The organism is Pandoraea thiooxydans (genome assembly GCF_001931675.1).
GTDB lineage: Bacteria > Pseudomonadota > Gammaproteobacteria > Burkholderiales > Burkholderiaceae > Pandoraea > Pandoraea thiooxydans.
In genome coordinates this window covers 1133180-1152623 of record NZ_CP014839.1, presented here as the reverse complement: position 1 = coordinate 1152623, position 19444 = coordinate 1133180, and the positions used below count along the sequence as shown (strand labels likewise).

Annotated in this window: 19 protein-coding genes; 1 reads left to right on the top strand and 18 read right to left on the bottom strand. The window is 58.8% G+C overall.

Going from position 1 to position 19444, the window contains the following annotated elements:
- Nucleotides 1-53: 53 nt before the first annotated feature.
- The 15 genes from PATSB16_RS05265 to ndk form a co-directional block, all read right to left on the bottom strand.
- Nucleotides 54-1202 (bottom strand): ATP phosphoribosyltransferase regulatory subunit, encoded by a 1149-nt coding sequence (locus PATSB16_RS05265; protein WP_047212985.1) that lies wholly within the window; start codon nt 1200-1202, stop codon nt 54-56.
- 44 nt (nt 1203-1246) lie between these two features.
- Nucleotides 1247-1435: a DUF2065 domain-containing protein gene (locus PATSB16_RS05260; RefSeq protein WP_047212984.1), complete on the bottom strand. Its 189-nt coding sequence runs from the start codon at nt 1433-1435 to the stop codon at nt 1247-1249.
- A gap of 74 nt (nt 1436-1509) precedes the next feature.
- Nucleotides 1510-2406 carry a protease modulator HflC gene (hflC, locus tag PATSB16_RS05255; protein ID WP_047212983.1) on the bottom strand — a complete coding sequence of 299 codons (897 nt, stop codon included), beginning with the start codon at nt 2404-2406 and terminating at the stop codon, nt 1510-1512.
- Complete coding sequence (gene hflK, locus PATSB16_RS05250) at nt 2403-3830, bottom strand: FtsH protease activity modulator HflK (protein ID WP_072628611.1); 1428 nt, start codon at nt 3828-3830, stop codon at nt 2403-2405. Before hflK ends, hflC begins: the two co-directional genes overlap by 4 nt.
- 74 nt (nt 3831-3904) lie before the next feature.
- The gene (hflX, locus tag PATSB16_RS05245; RefSeq protein ID WP_047212981.1) at nt 3905-5071 is read right to left on the bottom strand and encodes a GTPase HflX; all 1167 of its coding nucleotides are present in this window, start codon (nt 5069-5071) and stop codon (nt 3905-3907) included.
- A 75-nt stretch (nt 5072-5146) separates the two neighbouring features.
- Complete coding sequence (gene hfq / locus PATSB16_RS05240) at nt 5147-5383, bottom strand: RNA chaperone Hfq (RefSeq protein ID WP_047212979.1); 237 nt, start codon at nt 5381-5383, stop codon at nt 5147-5149.
- 126 nt (nt 5384-5509) lie between these two features.
- Entirely contained in the window at nt 5510-6850 is a 1341-nt protein-coding gene (gene der / locus PATSB16_RS05235; RefSeq protein ID WP_047212977.1) for a ribosome biogenesis GTPase Der, read from the bottom strand.
- A gap of 66 nt (nt 6851-6916) precedes the next feature.
- Nucleotides 6917-8056, bottom strand: coding sequence for an outer membrane protein assembly factor BamB (gene bamB, locus PATSB16_RS05230; protein ID WP_237170298.1), 1140 nt, complete (start codon nt 8054-8056; stop codon nt 6917-6919).
- 124 nt (nt 8057-8180) lie between these two features.
- Nucleotides 8181-8810, bottom strand: coding sequence for a tetratricopeptide repeat protein (locus PATSB16_RS05225; protein WP_047212975.1), 630 nt, complete (start codon nt 8808-8810; stop codon nt 8181-8183).
- Between the two features lie 15 nt (nt 8811-8825).
- Entirely contained in the window at nt 8826-10184 is a 1359-nt protein-coding gene (gene hisS / locus PATSB16_RS05220; protein WP_083566670.1) for a histidine--tRNA ligase, read from the bottom strand.
- Nucleotides 10185-10204: 20 nt separating this feature from the next.
- The gene (gene ispG, locus PATSB16_RS05215) at nt 10205-11476 is read right to left on the bottom strand and encodes a flavodoxin-dependent (E)-4-hydroxy-3-methylbut-2-enyl-diphosphate synthase (protein WP_047212972.1); all 1272 of its coding nucleotides are present in this window, start codon (nt 11474-11476) and stop codon (nt 10205-10207) included.
- A 22-nt stretch (nt 11477-11498) separates the two neighbouring features.
- Nucleotides 11499-12530, bottom strand: coding sequence for a helix-turn-helix domain-containing protein (locus PATSB16_RS05210; protein ID WP_083566668.1), 1032 nt, complete (start codon nt 12528-12530; stop codon nt 11499-11501).
- Nucleotides 12523-13290 (bottom strand): type IV pilus biogenesis/stability protein PilW, encoded by a 768-nt coding sequence (pilW, locus tag PATSB16_RS05205; RefSeq protein WP_062551257.1) that lies wholly within the window; start codon nt 13288-13290, stop codon nt 12523-12525. Before pilW ends, PATSB16_RS05210 begins: the two co-directional genes overlap by 8 nt.
- On the bottom strand, nt 13287-14414 hold the full coding sequence (gene rlmN / locus PATSB16_RS05200; RefSeq protein ID WP_047212968.1) for a dual-specificity RNA methyltransferase RlmN: 1128 nt from the start codon (nt 14412-14414) through the stop codon (nt 13287-13289). Before rlmN ends, pilW begins: the two co-directional genes overlap by 4 nt.
- 34 nt (nt 14415-14448) lie before the next feature.
- The gene (gene ndk, locus PATSB16_RS05195) at nt 14449-14874 is read right to left on the bottom strand and encodes a nucleoside-diphosphate kinase (protein ID WP_047212966.1); all 426 of its coding nucleotides are present in this window, start codon (nt 14872-14874) and stop codon (nt 14449-14451) included.
- Between the two features lie 267 nt (nt 14875-15141).
- On the opposite strand from ndk, the gene PATSB16_RS05190 reads away from it, so the two are divergent.
- Entirely contained in the window at nt 15142-15843 is a 702-nt protein-coding gene (locus PATSB16_RS05190) for a Bax inhibitor-1 family protein (protein WP_047212964.1), read from the top strand.
- A 272-nt stretch (nt 15844-16115) separates the two neighbouring features.
- Here PATSB16_RS05190 and PATSB16_RS05185 read toward each other — a convergent pair whose 3' ends face one another.
- The 3 genes from PATSB16_RS05185 to pheT all read right to left on the bottom strand — a co-directional run bounded on the left by PATSB16_RS05185 (nt 16116) and on the right by pheT (nt 19443).
- Nucleotides 16116-16502 (bottom strand): MerR family transcriptional regulator, encoded by a 387-nt coding sequence (locus PATSB16_RS05185; protein WP_047212962.1) that lies wholly within the window; start codon nt 16500-16502, stop codon nt 16116-16118.
- A gap of 40 nt (nt 16503-16542) precedes the next feature.
- A complete protein-coding gene (locus tag PATSB16_RS05180) occupies nt 16543-16935 on the bottom strand; it encodes an integration host factor subunit alpha (protein WP_047212961.1) in 393 nt (130 codons plus the stop codon).
- 69 nt (nt 16936-17004) lie between these two features.
- Nucleotides 17005-19443, bottom strand: coding sequence for a phenylalanine--tRNA ligase subunit beta (gene pheT / locus PATSB16_RS05175; RefSeq protein WP_047212959.1), 2439 nt, complete (start codon nt 19441-19443; stop codon nt 17005-17007).
- Nucleotide 19444 lies beyond the last annotated feature (1 nt).

The window sequence follows — 19444 nt, the reverse complement described above, 5'->3', positions numbered from 1 at the left end:
TGGTTTGGTTAAAAACGTATTTTACCCGTGTTGCGGACGAGGTGCCGCTTTTTTCAGCGATCGACGACCTGCCAGGCGCCGTCGCGCTCGATAAGGGCCCGATCGCAAGCGAATTCCTCCAGATCGGTCTCATGTCCCGGCAACGCCTGAATCACCACTTCGCCGGCTTGCCGCAAAGTGGCGATCGCCTCGCGCAAGCCCGGTGACTGACTCCACGGCGCAAGGATCGCATTGCTGCGAGCCTCGACCGGGGAGACGCCGGCGACTTCTCGCAAATCCATCGAAAACCCCGTAGCAGGGCGCACGCGGCCGAATGCCTGCCCGACCTTGTCATATCGGCCGCCCAGGGCAATGGCATTGGGCACGCCGTCGACGTAGGCGGAAAACATGACCCCGCTGTGATACTGGTAGCCGCGCAGATCCGCCAAATCAACGGTGACGGTGGCGTCGCCGCCTTGTCCGGCCAGGAAAGCGAGGTCATCGAGCGCGGCGTGCAACTTCGGGTGCGCCGGCAGGCGGCGTCTGGCCTCATCCAATATGCCGACGTCGCCGTAGAGGTGGGGCAATGCCCGCAGGGCATCGCGCACCGGCGACGGCAGGGATGCCGTGATGGCCTCGAGTTGCGGCACATCCTTGGCCGCCAGTACGCCAAACAGGGCAGACTCGAGCGCCTCGGCCTTTGGCACCGATTCCAGCAGAGCCTCCAGCACGCCAGCATGGCACAAGTCGAGGCGAACCTGCTTCAACCCTGACTGGCGCAGACAAAAGAGCAGCAGTTCCTGAATCTCGAGATCCGCTTCGATACTGGCATGCCCGAATATTTCAGCGCCAATTTGCAACGGCTCGCGGGTGGTCAGCAGTCCGCGCGGCCGTGTCAGCAGCACGCTGCCCGCATAGCACAGCCGGGTCACGCCGGTGCGATTGAGCAGGTGAGCGTCGATGCGCGCGACCTGCGGCGTGATATCTGCACGCAACCCCATGGTGCGCCCAGACATCTGATCGACCAACTTGAAGGTACGCAAGTCCAGATCGTGCCCGGTCCCGGTAAACAACGAGTCGGTGTATTCAAGCAACGGCGGCATGACGAGTTCGTAGCCGTAGGCACGAAATCGGTCAAGCATGGCCCGACGCAGTTCTTCGATCTTGCGCGCCTCGGATGGCAATACGTCGGCAATATTTTCGGGGAGCAGCCAATTCGGCATGGGTGTCAGAGAATCAAAGGTTTCAAATAATGGCGCCAGGCTGGCTATGCGTAGGCAATGGCCAGCAGGATCAGGGCCAACACCAACGCCACGAAGCCGAAAAAGCGAATTTGCCCAGTTCGGAATTCCGTTATTTTACGAAAAGTCTGGCGCCACTGATCGGGCCAGAAAAAAGGGAAGACTCCCTCGACGATCAGCATGAACGCACAAGCAAGAATCAGAACCCTACCCATTTGGCCAATTGCTTTGGAAATATTGCAGCGTTCCCTTCTGCCGCCGCCCCACGGGGGACGACGGCATCTGCCGGTCAGCGGGCACCCTGTTTGCCCGCTGTGTCAGTACCAGCGCCGCGCATGAACTGGAAGAAATCGCTGCCCGGGTCTGTGACGATAATATCGCTCTTGCTCGAGAAGGTTTTTCGGTAGGCCTCGAGACTTTGATAGAACCGCGCAAACTTCGGATCCTTGCCGAATGCCTGCGCATAAATCTGGGACGCTTGCGCATCCCCCTCACCCTTGATTTTCTGCGCCTGGCTGTATGCCTTCGCGACAATGACTTCGCGCTGACGGTCAGCATCTGCACGGATTTGCTCGGCCTCGGCGGCACCGGTCGAACGCAATTCGTTCGCCACGCGTTTGCGCTCCGCAATCATGCGGCGAAATACTGAATCGCTGATGCCGGCCTGCAGATCGACTCGACGCAGACGCACATCGGTCACCTCGATGCCGAGTTGAGCGGCTTCTTCACTGACCTTTTGCCTCACAGACTGCATTACCTGATCCCGCTGGCTGGAGACCACTTCGGAGATTGTCCGTTTGGCGAATGCCTCTTGCAGTGCCGAGCGGACCTGCTGCGTAAGTCGCTCCCGCGCCAACGTGGTATCGCCCTTGAAACTGACGTAGAACTTGTGAGGATCAGTGATACGCCATTTGATGTAGGAATCGACAACCAGATTTTTTTTCTCTGCCGTAATGAATCGTTCGGGCTGCGGATTATCGATGGTCATCAGGCGTTTTTCGAGATACACGACGTTCTCGAAAGGCGGCGGCATCTTGAAATGCAACCCGGGCTTGCTGATGACTTGCTTGATTTCCCCGAAGGAGAAAACGATTGCATAGCGGCGCTGATCGACTACGAACATAGTCGAGGAGAGCAACAACAGCAGGACGATCAGTGCAATGAGGACGGTTCCGATACGGTTCATTGGCTGTCCCCCGAACGCAGCGGATCGCTGTCACGCAGGGCATTGCGCGAACGGTTCCGCGTTTCGCCTGCACCGCTGGTAGCCGCACTGCTGCCGTCGGGCGCAGACTGCGCCGGCGCGGCAGCATGATTTTGCGGCGCTTTCGGCGCCGAGGCGGCGTCACCGATTTCGTCCTTGCTTCGTGAAATCAATTTATCAAGCGGCAGGTAAAGCAGATTTTTGTTGTCGCGCGTATCGACCAGGACCTTGGTCGTATGGGAGTAGATTTGCTCCATGGTGTCCAGATACATACGTTCACGTGTCACATCAGGTGCCTTGGCATAGGCTTGCTCGACCAGTTTGAAGCGCTCCGCATCGCCCTGCGCCTGCTCGGTCACCCGCGACTTATAACCGGACGCTTCCTCCAGCAGGCGGGCAGCTGTGCCCTTGGCCAACGGGATCACATTGTTCGCGTAGGCCTGCGCTTCGTTTTTCTGGCGCTCGCGATCCTGCCCTGCCTTGACTGCGTCGTCAAACGCCGCCTGCACCTGCTCCGGAGGCTGCACGCTCTGCATGGTTACGCTGGTAACCAGGATACCCGTCTTGTAGCTATCCAAAATTCGTTGGATCGATTGTACGAGTTCGTTGGCGATTTCCTCGCGCCCGGCATACAGCACATAATCCATCTTGCTCTTGCCAACGATTTCGCGTACTCCCGTCGCCGCAGCTTGACTGACGGAGGCCTCGGGATCAACGTTGTTGAACAGAAACTCGCTGGCATCCTTGACCCGGTATTGCACGGCAAATCTGACGTCTACGATGTTCTCGTCACCGGTCAGCATCGACGAGTCTTTCAAGTCGGTATTGGGCACAACATTGGAACGCCCGATCTCGACCGATCGAATCTGTGACATGTTGACGACCTCTTCCGACTGAAACGGATATGGAAGCCGCCATTGGATGCCGGAAGTGGTCGTGTACTTGTATTTTCCGAACTGCATCACCACACCGACTTGCCCCTCCTGCACGATGAATACACCGGTGGCCAGCCAGACCAATACCGCGACGATGATGACCACGCTCACACCGATGCTGGAGCCTCGGCCGGAGGACGGCAATTTGCCGCCGGCGTCGCCGCCACCACCGTTATTGTTACGACCGAACAGACGATTCAGGCGTCGGTTGAAATCCCGCCATAATTCATCCAGATCCGGAGGACCTTCCGGTGGACGATCCTGGTTCTGACGGTTGGGCTCATCACGCCCGTTCTTGCCGTCGTTGTCATCGCCCCGCCCCCAGCGCGGATCGTTGAGCGAGAAAATCAATCCAAGTCGTTTAATCAAGGCTTTAGAAAGCATAAGAAGAGGCAATGTGACAGAAGCGCTTGCGCGCTCGGGCAACAGTGCATTGGTGCCGGTCCTTGGTATTGGTTTGGTCGACGCCATGCTCGATCGAGTTAATATCAGCGGTTATTGCGAATCGGTGGTCCCCCGTTAGAAAAAATCGGGGCAGCACCGGCTCAGAGGTTTCCCGCCGTATGAAAGCCCACACCCGACTCTGCTGGCAAATGATTTGGCGATTGCCCCGACGATTGTAACGCAGTCGCTGGCCGAGCGATCGTTTCAGCGATTGCAGCCCGAAGCAAATCCAGTCCAATTCCGTCCCGGGCACTGACAAACACGCGAGTGACATTACCGGATTCGTCGCGCTCGATGCGCGGACCGTCAGCGAGCAATTCGGGCGCCGCATCGATTTTGTTCCATACGAGAATCTGCGGAATGCCGTCCGCGCCGATTTCGGTGAGCACAGTATTGACCTGGTCGATTTGCTCCTGTCGCACTGCACTGGACGCGTCCACAACATGGAGCAGCAAATCCGCATGTACCGTTTCTTCGAGCGTCGCCCGAAAAGCGGCAACCAGCTGGTGAGGCAGCTCGCGAATGAAGCCAACCGTGTCGGAAAGCACAACCTGCCCGACTTCTCCCAAGTAGACTCGCCGGGACGTCGTGTCGAGGGTGGCAAAAAGTTGATCCGCCGCATAGGCTTGCGCCTTGGTCAACGCGTTGAACAGCGTCGACTTGCCTGCGTTGGTGTACCCGACCAGAGAGATGGAGAAGGTGTCGCTTCTCTTCCTGGCACGACGCTGGGTGGCATGTTGCCGACGGAGCTTGTCCAGTCGAACCTTTAAGGACTTGACACGTTCACCCAAGAGACGTCGATCGGTTTCGAGCTGAGTTTCGCCCGGCCCCCGCAAACCAATGCCGCCCTTTTGCCGCTCCAAATGGCTCCACGCTCGCACCAGCCTGGTTGCCAAGTACTGCAACTGAGCCAGTTCGACCTGAAGCTTCCCTTCGTGGCTTTTTGCGCGCTGGGCAAAGATATCAAGGATCAGACTGGTACGGTCGACGACCCGCCGCTCCAGAAAACGCTCCAGATTGCGCTGTTGAGCCGGGCTGAGCGCGTGATTAAAAATCACGAGATCAACACGGTGCAGCGCAATGGCGTCCTTGATTTCCTGGGCTTTACCACTACCGACGAACATTGCGGCATCGGGGCTGCCGCGTCGGCCCGTAACGGCAACTACGGGATCGGCCCCGGCGCTTCTGGAGAGCAGGTCGAGTTCGGCGAGACTGGCTTCGAAATCGACTTTACCGAAATCGATGCCGACGAGAGCGGCATTAATCAAACGACGGAGATTGGGAGAAACAACAGGGAAGAAAGGGAAACCCGGCGGTCGCGAAACCTGCCGGGTACCGCCAAATTAAGATTGTTCAGCATCGGGCTGGAAGTTGACCGGGCGAGCCGGCACTACCGTGGAGATAGCGTGCTTGTACACCATCTGGGTAACCGTGTTGCGCAGCAAAACGACATACTGGTCGAAAGATTCGATGTTGCCTTGCAATTTGATGCCATTGACCAAATAGATGGAAACCGGAACGTGCTCTTTGCGCAGCGCATTCAGGAACGGGTCTTGTAACAGTTGCCCTTTGTTGCTCATAAGATACTCCATTGTATTTTTAACGATTGACCGTAAATTGGGGCGAAAGTGAGCATCTCAACCCAATTTTCACACTATAGCCGATTTTACTGTGAACACCAGTAAAACCCCGCCCCTGAAGGCGTTTCACTCCGTTTTGGCGTAAGGGTTCTTGCCGCTGCGAAGTTCTATGCGTAATGGAGTGCCGGTCAGACCAAAAGTTTCTCGAAAGCGCCTTTCCAGATAGCGCTTATAGGCATCGGTAACACCGCTTAGACCGGTGCCGTGAATAACGATGATTGGCGGATTGGATCCGCCCTGGTGCGCATAGCGCATTTTCGGGCGCGATACGCCAGCGCGTCGCGGCTGCTGGAATTCGACGGCCTCCTGCAATGCGCGCGTCAACTTGGGCGTGGGCATCTTGCTCATGGCCGCGGCATAGGCCGCATCCACCGATTTCATTAACGCGCCGATGCCGGTGCGCTTGGCGGCCGAGATGAAGTGGAAATTCGCAAAATCGAGAAATTTGAGTTTGCGTTCCAGGTCGTTCTTGATTCGTTCGCGCGCATACTCGTCGAGACCGTCCCACTTATTGACCCCCACGACCAGCGCCCGGCCTGATTCGACTACGAATCCAGCAATATGAGCATCCTGATCGCTGACATCCTGCTGCGCGTCCAACAACAAAATAACAACGTTCGCGTCCGCGATCGACTGAAGTGTCTTGACCACCGAAAATTTCTCGATTGCCTCGAACACCTTGCCGCGACGCCTCAGCCCTGCAGTATCGATAAGCGTGTAACGCTTGCCCTGCCGCTCAAAATCGATATAGATGGAATCGCGGGTGGTCCCAGGCATATCGAAGGCGATAACGCGCTCTTCCCCAAGCAAGGTGTTTACCAGGGTCGATTTGCCGACGTTGGGACGACCGACGATCGCGATCCGAATCGGCCCGCCCTCCTCCGGCTCGACTGCTTCATCATTGGTCGGGGCACTATAGAAAGGCGCCAGCGCTTCCTCGACCAGGTCGCGTACGCCGTCGCCATGCGCGGCGGAAATAGCGCGCGGATCGCCGAAACCGAGTTCGTAAAAATCAGCCGCGACGGCCGAATATTTCATACCTTCCGCTTTATTGACGACCAGCAGGATCTTGCGCCCGGTTTTTCGCAGGTAGTCAGCTATCACACTGTCCTGGGGGGTAATGCCCTGGCGTCCGTCGACAATAAATATGACAACATCGGCCTCGACAACCGCTTGACGAGTCTGTTTGGCCATCTCATGCAGGATGCCGTCTTTGGCGACCGGTTCAAACCCGCCTGTGTCGATGACCAAATGCGGAAAATCTCCGATTCGACCCTCGCCGTAATGTCGGTCACGCGTCAGGCCTGGCAAATCTGCGACCAGCGCATCACGCGAACGGGTCATACGGTTGAAAAGTGTCGATTTACCGACATTGGGGCGCCCGACAAGGGCGATCACGGGTTTCATAGTCTTGCCATTAAAACAAATGCGGCCGGCAATGGCGCCGGCCGCGTCTGAGACGAATTGTCTGAATTATTTGGGACGGTAAGCGAACAACTCTCCGTCACGAGTCTGGACGACCAGCGTATCACCGACCAACACCGGTTGCGCTCGAATACCGCTGCTGTCAGTCTTGACGCGAGCAATGAAGTCACCCTTGTCTCGGGAAAGGAAATGCAGGTACCCCTCATCGTCCCCCACCACGACGGTCGGCCCCAATATCAGCGGTGCGCTCAGGCCGCGCCACATCAGCTTGTCATTTTGCCACAGCGTATCACCATTGCTCGAATCGAGCGCGAAGACCTGCGATTGCGTATTGGTCGAGGCCACGATTTGTCCGTCTTGCGACAGCCCCGCAGACGACGAAAACGCGCGCGCCCACAGACCATTACCGGTAATCGCATCGACGCAACCGATACGCCCCTGGAACGTTACGGCACATATCTGGCGCCCAAACAAGGTCGGCGTACCGGTGACATCGTTGATGCGCTCGACTTCGGTCACGCCCTGCGGCAATGACAGGGTCGCGCCCCACAGCACGCTGCCATTATTGAGGTCGAGCGACGCCAACTGCCCGCCGGGAAAACCGGTCACCATTGCATGGTCGCCGACGAAAATCATGCTCGAGCCGGTTCGCAACGTAAGCGGCACATTCGGTTGCTGAAAAATCCATCGCACCGCGCCGGTTTGGGCGTCGAACGCGGTGATTCGATTGTTGATGGCACGCGCGATGACCAATCCGTGCCCAACCAAAGGCGCCGTCAGCACTTCACTGCCGGCATTGCCCTTCCAGATTTGCTTGCCGGTGTGATCGAATGCGAGCACCTCGCCTTTCACTGTGCCGACTGCGGTGACTTCCCCGTCACTACCCGGGCCGGCGCTGATATCAGTGCCGGCTTTGGCGGTCCAGGTGACTTTTCCGCTACCCGCATCGACTCGAATGATCGTGCCGCTGACACCTGCAGCGTAAACGCTATCCCCCACCGCAAGCGGCTCGAAATAGTAGGAGCCGGCTTTACCGACGCTGGCTGTCCAGACTTGCTGAACATTCAGCGACTGCTGGAATGTCGTCAGCGGCGTAGGCACGTGTGCCGGCTTGCTGCCGAACAACCCACAACCGCCGAGCAGCGCAGTCGCCGAGGCAAGCAGCACGCAGGCAGCGGTGCGTTTCATGAAACGGCGGCCCAATGCATCAGGCAGAGTACGGCTGGAATCACGTAAGCTCATCATGTAGTCGGGTGATCTTATGTCGTTATGGAGTGGTCGGAACCGCTTCTGTCACACATTTCGGCTGGCCTCAACCGCCGAGGGCATCAAGCTTGAACTGAACGAACTGTCGCATACTGTTATCGTTCTTGCTCAATTTCTCAAGCGCGGCGCGATAGGCCTGCTTCGCATCGGCGATTTTGTTCTGTGCTACCAGCAAATCGCCCCGGCGATCATCGAAAAGGCCGGTGAACCCCGCGGGTGGGTTATTCCCCAGAGCTTTCAGCCCGCCTTCATAGTCCTTTTGGTCAAGCAGCAGACCCGCCAGATGGAGTCTTGCCAACTGGCGGTACTCGTTGTCGCTTGCGTGGTCGATGGCCCATTGCAGTCGTGCCTTGGCGTCTTCCGTATCGCCCAGTTCGTACAGCGCCTTGGCTGAGATCAAGGCCGACATTTCAGCGTAAGCAGTACGCCCGAATTTGTTACCCATGTCGCCGGAAATGCGAATGATCATCGGCTGATTCTTGGCCGCAATCGATTGCTGCAACTCGCCGTAAAGCACCGAGGCTTCAGCTGCCTGCTTGCGTTGATAGTAACGCCAGCCATTCCAGCCAGCGAAAACCAACAGGGCCACAATCAGAACCCAAATGACCGCGTTGCCATACTGTTTCCACCACGCCTTGAGTTCCTCGAGTTGCTCTTGTTCCTCGTGATACCCCATCCTTTTTCTCCACCCTTATGCGTCAGCGCTTGCCACCATGGCATCGATTAAATAGTCGGTCAACTGGTCGAAAGCCACGCCGACCTGGTTGTCCTGCTGGTCTGAACTGCGCAAATGCTTGACGACGGCCTGCTGCTGCGCCACTTCGTTATCGCCCAAGATTACGGCGAAGGCCGCGCCACTGGCATCGGCACGCTTCAGTTGCGATTTGAAGCTACTGCCCTTGCCATCGGCGGAGCAATGAAAAATGACATCCAGCCCAACGTCACGCAGGCGCTCCGCCGCCACCAGCGCAGGCGAGAGCGCGGCTTCACCCTGATGCACGATGTATACATCACAGCCTTCGTCCTGCGGCACCAGGTCGTCCTCGCGCAACAACTCGAGAATTCGCTCGACCCCCATGGCCCAACCGCAGGCCGGCGTCGCCTTGCCGCCCAGTTGCTCGATCAGAGGATCATAGCGCCCGCCACCGGCCACGGTCCCCTGAGCGCCCAGCTTATCGGTTACCCACTCGAACACGGTGAGATTGTAATAGTCGAGACCGCGCACCAAGCGGGGGTTGATCGTGAATGGAATATTGTTGGCTTTGAGCAGGCGCTGCACACCATCGAAATGCTCGCGGGAAGCATCCCCCAAATAATCGATCAATCGGGGGGCGCCCTTGGCCATCTCCTGCAGCGCGGGGTTTTTGGTGTCCAGCACGCGCAACGGATTGGTATGGAGCCGACGCTTGGCGTCGTCGTCGAGGATCGCCGAGTGCTTTTCCAGGTAGGCGATCAGATCCTGCCGATGTGCGGCTCGCTCACTCGCCTGCCCCAACGAATTGAGCTCCAGACGAATGCCGGTCAGGCCCAGATCGTCCCACAGCCGCTGGCACATCAGGATGATCTCGACATCCGCGTCCGGTCCGGCCAGCCCGAGCGCCTCGACGCCGACCTGATGGAACTGTCGATACCGCCCCCGCTGCGGCCGCTCGTGCCGGAACATCGGACCTATGTACCAGAGCCGCTTCGGACCGTCATACAGCAAATTGTGCTCCAGCGCGGCCCGTACGACCGCCGCCGTGTTCTCCGGGCGCAGCGTGAGGTTCTCGCCATTGAGCGAGTCTGTAAAGCTGTACATTTCTTTCTCGACAATATCGGTCACTTCACCGATACCGCGCGAGAAGAGGTTGGTGTGTTCGATGATCGGTGTACGGATCTGCCGGTAACCATAGGCACGCAGCATCGAGCGCGCAGTCTGCTCGAAGAATGTCCAGAGCGTCTCGTCTGCCGGCAAAATGTCGTTCATGCCTTTTACGCCGGCGATCTTTCCACTCGCCTTGGGCTGACCATCGACACTTGGCCGAGCACTGTTTCCTTCAGTTTGCGCCATGTTTTTTCTTTCGACTCCCGTTACACCGCGGCTTGCGCCGGCGCATAGCGTTTTTTCACGTAATCATCCACGATTTGTTGGAACTCTTCGGCAATGCGTTCGCCGCGCAGCGTTCTGACCTTTTCGCCGTCAACGAACACCGGCGCTGCGGGGTTCTCTCCCGATCCCGGCAGGCTGATGCCAATGTTGGCTTGCTTTGATTCGCCCGGACCGTTGACGATGCAACCCATCACCGCCACATGCATGTTCTCGACGCCTGGATATTGGATTTTCCAAACAGGGATCTGCGCCCGCAGATAATCCTGAATCTGCGCGGCCAGTTCCTGGAATAGCGTGCTGGTGGTTCGCCCGCACCCGGGGCACGCAATGACCATCGGAGCAAAAGCCCGCAACCCCATGGTCTGCAGAATTTCCTGGGCGACGATCACCTCCTTGCTGCGCGGCGCGCCAGGTTCCGGCGTCAATGAAATACGAATCGTGTCACCGATCCCTTCCTGCAGCAGCACCGACAAAGCCGCGGTGGACGCAACGATGCCTTTCGAACCCATGCCCGCCTCGGTGAGGCCAAGGTGCAGCGGGTAGTCACAGCGACGCGCCAGCTCCCGATAGACCGCAATCAGATCCTGTACGCCACTGACCTTGCACGACAGGATGATCCGATCCCCCGGCAAGCCAACTTCCTCGGCACGCTTTGCGGAACTGATTGCCGAAGTGATCAGCGCCTCGTACATAACACTTTGGGCATCCCAAGGCGTCGGCCGGCGCGCGTTCTCATCCATGATATGGGCCAGCAGACCCTGATCGAGACTCCCCCAGTTCACACCGATGCGAACAGGCTTGTCGTAGCGGCATGCGGCCTCGATCATCTGCGCGAACTGGCTGTCTCGCTTGGCGCCCTGCCCGACATTGCCAGGGTTGATGCGATACTTCGACAATGCCTGCGCGCACTCAGGATAGTCCTTCAGCAACGTGTGCCCGTTATAGTGAAAGTCGCCGACCAGCGGCACGTCGATGCCCATCCGATCGAGTTGTTCGCGGATCGCCGGCACGGCGGCCGCAGCTTCCGGCGTATTGACGGTGATTCGCACCAACTCTGAACCAGCCAGCGCCAACTCCTTCACCTGGATGGCGGTGCCGATGGCATCGGCGGTATCCGTATTGGTCATCGATTGCACGCGAATGGGCGCACTACCGCCCACGGAGATCTTCTTGCCTCCCCAGGCAATCGACACGGTTCGCGTGCGGCGGCGCTCACGCGCGCCACCGACGATGGGTAAAACCTGTTCTGACATTTCAATTCTCCGGCAGATTGCCTTAAGGCAATGTCAACCTTGCCACATTACCATTGCCGCGTGTTTTCACATCCACCGGCTGATTATCGTATTGGAGCGATGCCACGCCAGCGGTGTTGCCGATGACGACCTTCAATGGTGGCGTACCCGTGATGTCCTGCTGGTCGCCAGCATGCAGCAGGCGTGAGAACACGACCTTGCCGTCGCTTTGGCGCACCTCGATCCAACTGTCTCCGGACAATTGCAAACGCAACTGGCCGGTCTTGGCTTGCGTTGACGAAGCCGCATCGGGTGCGCTCGTCGTGGCCGGCGTAACAGCTTGATTTGCCACCGGCTCACTTGTGGGTGTTTGGTCAGCAGGGGCGCTCGCGGGCGAAGCGCTTTGGGTCGACGGCAGGACCGCAGATGCGGCGCCGCCCGTGACCGCCTGCTGATCAGCCACGCCGGCGCTTGCGACACCATCGCTGGCCGCATTCGGGCCGCTCTGGGCGACAGGTGCGCTCGCTACCGACGTGGAGACCTTCCGCTCATTGTGGCGCCGATTTCCAAACCATAAAATACCGGCGCCGACCGCGATAATAATGATGACGATCCAGACAAGGCGAGGGCCGGCGGCATTGCCGACCGGCGAGCGAAAGCGTGCCGGACTGCGTGGGATACTGGGTGCATTCGGTGACGGCGGCGGAATGTCGATGGCGGCACGGCGACCGAAAGGACGCAGCGCCTCGGTCATGGGCGATGGGTCGACGTCCAGCAGGCGGGCATATCCTCGCACCAGCCCCTGCACGAAGGGCATCTCGGGAAGATGCTCCCATTGCCCGGCCTCCAGCGCTTTGAGCTTGCTGGCCGACACTTTCAGTCGCGCGCCAACATCCTCGATCAGCAAACCTCTTTGCTCGCGCGCCTCCCGTAGCTCGCGGCCTATTCTCGAGGCCACTTCAAGTAACGAGCCCGGTTGCGGGACGTTTCCGGCCTCGCCCCCTCTTGAGCCGGACTGCAACTGCGATGAAGCTTGCGAGACCGAACGTTCGTCCGGCCGATCTTGACTATCCATCGAGACTCCCCCGTTCGAAAGCAGCCGCTTCTGGCGACCGTGGATATTTTTGCAGCAATGCGTCCGTCAGCGCTTTGCGTTCCTGAGTCAATCCCAGCCGGTGGGCGATACCCGCTTCCAGCCACAACGATTCAGCGGTCGCACGCGTCGATCGGTTGAGTTCGCCAAGCTGTGCGCGCGCCGCGTCGAATTCGTTGTGCCGCAAATGCAGACGCGCCAATTCAACCGCAGCGACGACATTCTCCGGATCCGCCTGGCGAGCGCGCTCGAAGAATGCCTGCGCCTGCTCGATTCGCCCCAGACGCACGCTGCAAATGCCGGCCCCGATAAGCGGCTTCGCGACATGCCTACTGGAGGCTGCCGAAAGCTCGAAGGCTGCGACGCTTTCCTCGTAGCGGCTTTGTTCGCACAAAAACCACCCATAATTGTTCAGTAACGCGCCATCCTTCGGGCGCGATTGCAATACGCGCTCAAAATCACTTTCTGCTTCTGCCGAATTGCCCAATCCCATATGGGCCAGGGCTCGCAAGTGGTAGCCTTCGTCGAACGCCGGATCCGCCGCTATTGCTTTGTGCACCGCCGAAAGCGCGGTTTGCAATTGTCCTGCACGAAAATACGTGTTCGCAAGCTCAAAATGCACCTGCGCGCGCTGCTCCACAAGCTCGACGCGACTCGCTGCGGCCTCCGGGGGCTGAAATGGTTGGGCGCAAGCCGCAATCACCAAGCCAAGTGGAGACAGCAAACCGGCGCGCCACATCATGCTTCGCGAACCTCGACGGGGATTTTGCCGAATTTGCCCCGTGCCGCCAAGCGGGTCCGGTCGATGACCTCGCCAGCCAGCTGACCACAGGCGGCGTCGATGTCGTCTCCGCGCGTTTTGCGAATCGTTGTAACGACACCCGCATCGATTAAAATTTGCGCGAAACGCTTGATCTGAGCGTCGTTGGATCGCCTCAGACCCGAGTCAGGAAACGGATTGAAGGGAATCAAATTAAATTTGCAGGGCACGTCCCGCGTTAACGCCAACAATTCCTTCGCATGCGATTCGCTGTCGTTGACGCCGTCGAGCATGCAATACTCGAACGTAATGAAATCGCGCGGCGCAACGGCAAGATAGCGGTCACACGCGGCCATCAACTCCCTCAACGGGTGCTTGCGATTCAAAGGCACCAGCATGTCTCGCAAGGCGTCGTTGGGTGCATGCAGGGATACGGCCAGCGCCACCGGCAGCTCCGCGCCCAAACGATCCATCATCGGCACGACGCCGGAGGTGGAGAGCGTCACGCGTCGACGCGACAAGCCATAGCCGTTGTCGTCCAGCATCAGGCGCATGGCACCGACGACGTTGTCGAAATTGAGCAGCGGCTCGCCCATCCCCATCATGACAACGTTGGTAATCACACGCTCGGCGGTCGCACCGCTACGCTCCAGGGCACGTCGCAGCGCAAACTCCGCCATCCATAGTTGGCCGATGATCTCACCCTGAGAGAGATTGCGGCTGAAGCCCTGCTTGCCCGTCGAACAGAAGCGGCAGTTCACCGCGCAGCCCGCCTGCGACGAAACGCATAGCGTGCCCCGCGCCTGCTCCGGGATATACACTGTCTCGACCGCATTGCCGTTGCCAACGTCCAGCAGCCATTTCCGGGTACCGTCAGCAGAAATGTGATCGGTAATTACCGCAGGCGAAGCAACCGTCGCTCGCGAAGCCAGTTTGGCGCGCAACGACTTCGCCAGATCGGTCATGCCGTCGAAATCGGCAACCCCCATCTGGTGTATCCAACGCTGCAGTTGCCGGGCTCGGAAGGGCTTCTCCCCGAGGCCTGCACAATAGGCGACCAAACCACCCGGATCGTAGTCGAGCAGATTTGTCAGCGATTCGGTCATGGCCTATCTCCCGGGCTACAGGGACGAGTGCGGGTCAGCGCGAATAGACGTTCATCTCGGGGAAGAAAAACGCAATTTCGACCTGTGCCGTTTCCGGCGCATCCGAGCCATGCACGGCATTCGCGTCGATGCTATCGGCGAAATCGGCACGAATGGTGCCTTTGTCCGCTTTTTTCGGATCCGTCGCGCCCATGAGTTCGCGATTTTTCGCGATCGCGTTTTCGCCTTCCAGCGCCTGGATCATGACCGGTCCGGAGATCATGAAGTCCACCAGATCCTTGAAGAACGGGCGCGCTTTGTGCACGGCATAGAATTTCTCAGCATCGGCGCGCGACAAATGAGCCATTTTCGCGGCGACGATTTTCAAACCAGCGCCCTCGAAACGGCTATAAATCTGACCAATCACATTCTTTGCGACGGCATCGGGCTTGATAATCGACAGGGTGCGCTCTACAGCCATGAAAAACTCCAGAAAATTAAGCAGTTATATAAACAAAATGAATCTGATATTGTAGCATGAAGGCTGCTATGATTGGCGTGGGAACTGGTAGGTTCCCGTCGCGTCCAACTACGGCATGACACGGCGATCGGGCACGTATTTTGGGAAGAAATCCGATACACGCCCGCCCAGGAAAACCGAGCAGGCTGACGCATCGATTCGGCAGTGCCGCAGTCCTGGGAGATTCGCCGGTTTTAGAGCCCTAGCGGCGTTTCACGAGGAGAAAACATGAACCAGGATTTTCAGCGCTACGACTTCGGCCGTGGCAGCGGTGTTACCAGTGCGGCGGCACGCAATCGTGTGTTGCGCAACACTTATTGGCTGCTCGCCATCTCGATGCTGCCGACGATTGCGGGCGCATGGCTCGGCGTTACCACCGGCTTCACGCTTTTCGCCGGCAGCCCGGCAGTCAGCTTGATCGCTTTCATGGCCATTGCCTTTGGCTTCATGTTTGCGATCGAGCGCTTCAAGAACAGCGGCATCGGGGTCGGCTTGCTGCTCGGCTTCACGTTCTTCATGGGGCTCATGCTGTCCCGGCTGCTCGGCTTCGTGCTCGGCTTCAGCAATGGCGCATCGCTAATCATGATGGCGTTTGGCGGCACAGCGGTGATCTTCACCGCAATGGCGTCTGTCGCCACGCTCAGCAAGCGCGACTTTGGTGGATTGGGCCGCTGGCTGTTCATGGGCGTGGTGGTCATTCTGCTGGCCTCGGTCGCCAATATCTGGCTGCAACTCCCCGCCCTGATGCTGACTATCTCGGTGCTGGCGATTGCGATTTTTTCGGCCTTCATCCTGTTCGACGTACAACGCGTCGTCAATGGTGGTGAGACAAACTACGTCACCGCCACGCTGGCGATTTACCTTGATCTGTATAACGTATTCGCCAATCTGCTGGCACTCTTGGGGGTGCTCGGCGGCAACAGAAACTGACGTCGTTGCTCCGCCATCACGGCGCGGCAACCCCAGTCTGCTTCTCGAAAACCCCCGTCTTCTCAGGACGGGGGTTTTTTTGACCCAATCTATCATTCAGCCACATTCCGCAGGCACCCCTACGGCGACACCCGCAGCGTTTGCCATATCAATCGAATTTGGGGTTGGGTGGACAGGGATCGAAAACTACAGAGAGCCCACTCTTTGGGCGTTACGCCAGGCTGATGTATCGGATGGACGCACGCATCGCACAAGGAGCAGCCGCAGGCGACTCAGTGACGAAGCAAGTCAATCACGGCCATCAAGTCCGCCTGCAATTGCCCGACGTTGACCGATTGACCGCGACTCACTTGTTGCGGCATGTCCGGCCTCGACTCGCCGCCTCCAGGAGCGCCGCGGACACCGTCTGCGTCCAATCGATTCCGCGCGCCGTTGATCGTGAAGCCCTGCTCATAAAGCAGCTCTCTGATACGCCGGATCAACAATACCTCATGATGCTGGTAATACCGCCGATTGCCGCGCCGCTTGACAGGCCGCAGTTGCGTGAATTCCTGCTCCCAATAACGCAGCACATGAGGCTTCACGCCGCATAGATCACTGACCTCACCGATGGTGAAGTAGCGCTTGGCAGGGATCGGAGGCAGGTTCACCTTTTCCATGGCGGCATGGACGCAAACGGCGTCAGCAAATCAGATAGCGTCAATTGTCGGGGGTCTGAGTCTCGACCATTGATTTTAATTTTTGACTGGCATGAAACGTGACGACGCGTCGCGCAGCGATCGGAATGGCCTCGCCGGTCTTGGGGTTGCGCCCCGGCCGCTGGGGCTTGTCTCGCAGCTGGAAATTGCCGAACCCGGAAAGCTTGACGCTGTCGCCGCTCTCCAGCGCATCGCGAATGACCTCAAAAAAGGCCTCCACCATGTCCTTCGCCTCACGCTTGTTCAAGCCGACCTGCTCGAACAGGAGCTCGGCAAGTTCTGCCTTGGTCAGAGTCGGGGGCTCGTCTGAGGAACCAGACATTTCGTTACGCTCCAATGCGGAACGTTGCGCTGTCAGCATCGCTTCAAATTCACCCGGATTCATTTCGTTCATATTTCCAACGCTATCACTACAACAGTGCGGAGCATTGTCTCTCGCATTCCCTAACAGTCGGCATCGCCTTCAGGCTCGCAAACGCGCGCCGAATACGCTTGTCACTCGATCGATCAACGCGGCGATCGCTCGATCAACGCTCTCGTCCTGCAAGGTCCCCATCGCGTTTTGCAGGGTAACACGAAACGCCAGGCTTTTTTCCTCGACTGAAAGCCCGCCAGACATACCCGCCTTGGGGCGAAACTCGTCGAACAATACGATGCTTTGCACGTCCACGCAGACCTGCTCACTGCGAGCGCACGAGCGCATTTCATCGAGCAGCGCTTGCGCCGGTTGAGTCTGCGACACCACTACGGCGACGTCGCGCACCACCGGCGGGAATTTAGAGATGTCCTCATAGACGGGTATGGCACGCTGAAACAAAGCCTCCGCCTCGATCTCAAATAGCACCGGTGCGTGCGGGAACTCATACTTTTGCAACCAGCGGGGATGCAATTCGCCGATCCAGCCGACACTGCGCCCGTCGATCTCGATTCGAGCGCTTCTGCCCGGATGCAAGCCCGGATGGGCATCCGCGACAAACCGCGCGGCAGCCGGCGCAAGCAGCGCCTCAAGATCGCCCTTGACATCGAAATAATCGACCAGGCGAGTCGGCGCCCCCCACTGTTCGTCGAGCACGGGGCCATATGCCAACGCGCCGACGGTCAACGGCTGCCGGATTCCCTGCACCGATAGCGGTCCGGTCTCGACCGCGCGATCGCGATGGTAGACTCGGCCGATTTCGAACACTCGCACGCGCGATGCCTTACGGTTCAGGTTGTAGCGTACGGCCTGCAGCAGCCCGCCGATCAGCGTGGAGCGCATGACGGCGAGATGGCTGGCGATCGGATTGATCAATTTAATGGGCGCCTCGTTCGCGGCGAAATCGCGCTCCCATTCCGCGTCGACAAAACTGAAATTGACGGTTTCCTGATAACCGCGCCCTGCCAACTCATGCCGCAACGGGTGCAGCGGGCGACGCGCCTCGTCGGTGCGACGCATCGCGTTGGCGGCGACCGGCGGCTTGGATGGAATGCGCTCGAAACCATGAATTCGCGCGACTTCCTCGATCAGGTCTTCCTCGATCTCCAGATCGAAACGATAAGACGGCGGAGTCACCTCGAACACGTCAGCATCGATCTGCTCGCACGGCAGTCCCAGTCTCGCAAAAATCTCGCGGACCTCGGCAGCCGTGACCGGCACCCCGAGAATCCTGGCGGCCCTGGACACCCTCAGACGCACCGGATTGCGCACGGGTAACTGAGCGACGAGATCCGACACCGGTCCCGGCTGACCGCCGCAAATATCGATCACCAATCGCGTGGCCCGCTCGAGCGCGACGACGTTGCCCGCGAAGTCGACACCCCGTTCGAAACGATGCGAGGCATCGCTCGACAAATTGAAGCGGCGTGCTCGCCCTTGGATGGCTGCCGGAAAAAAGAAAGCGGATTCCAGGAATATGTCTTCGGTATCCAGTTCTGCCTTGGTGGAATTTCCACCCATCATGCCGGCCAGGCCAATCGGCCCGGACGCGTCAGTGATCGCCAAAGTGGTCGAATCGAGCTCGATAGTCTGATCGTTGAGCAGCTTGAGCGTCTCGCCAGGCTGCCCAAAGCGCACATCGATTCCACTTTGCAGCTTGTTCAGATCATAGACGTGCAGCGGCTGGCCCAGCTCCAGCATCACGTAATTGGTAATGTCGACCAAGGCCGAAATACTGCGTTGCCCCGCGCGCTCGAGCCGGGCGACCATCCAATCAGGCGTCGCCGCCTTGGCATTCACCCCTCGGATAACTCGGCCCGCGAACCGTCCGCAGCCACTCGGGTCGCTGATACGCACCGGGAACGTGTCAGCGATGGTTGCCTGGACTGGCGTAACGGGCACGCCATGATTGGTCGCCCCGGTAATCGCCTGAACCTCACGCGCAATCCCGAGCAGCGACAGGCAATCCGCTTTGTTCGGCGTCAATTTGACGGTGAAAAGCGTGTCATCGAGATCAAGATATTTGCGAACATCTTGCCCAATCGGGGCGTCGTCACTCAACAGCATCAGGCCGGCATGGTCCTCCGATAGCTTGAGCTCCCGGGCAGAGCAAAGCATTCCATGACTCTCGACGCCGCGCAATTTGCCTACCTTGATCTGAAACGGCGCGCCACCATCCTCCGGTGCCGGCAACAGAGCGCCAGGCAGGGCGCACGGCACCTTGATACCGGGCGACACATTCGGCGCACCGCAGACGATGTTCAGAATTTCGCCCGTGCCGGCATCGACCTGGCATACGTTCAGACGATCGGCGTTGGGATGCTTCGCGACCTCCAGCACCTTGGCTACGACAACGCCCGAAGATTGCGGCGCAACCGGTTGGATTTCTTCGACTTCCAGTCCCGCCATGGTCAGCGCATGCGCCAATGCTTCGCTCGTCAGCGGCGGATCGATCAGGGTTCTCAGCCAGGATTCGGAGAATTGCATG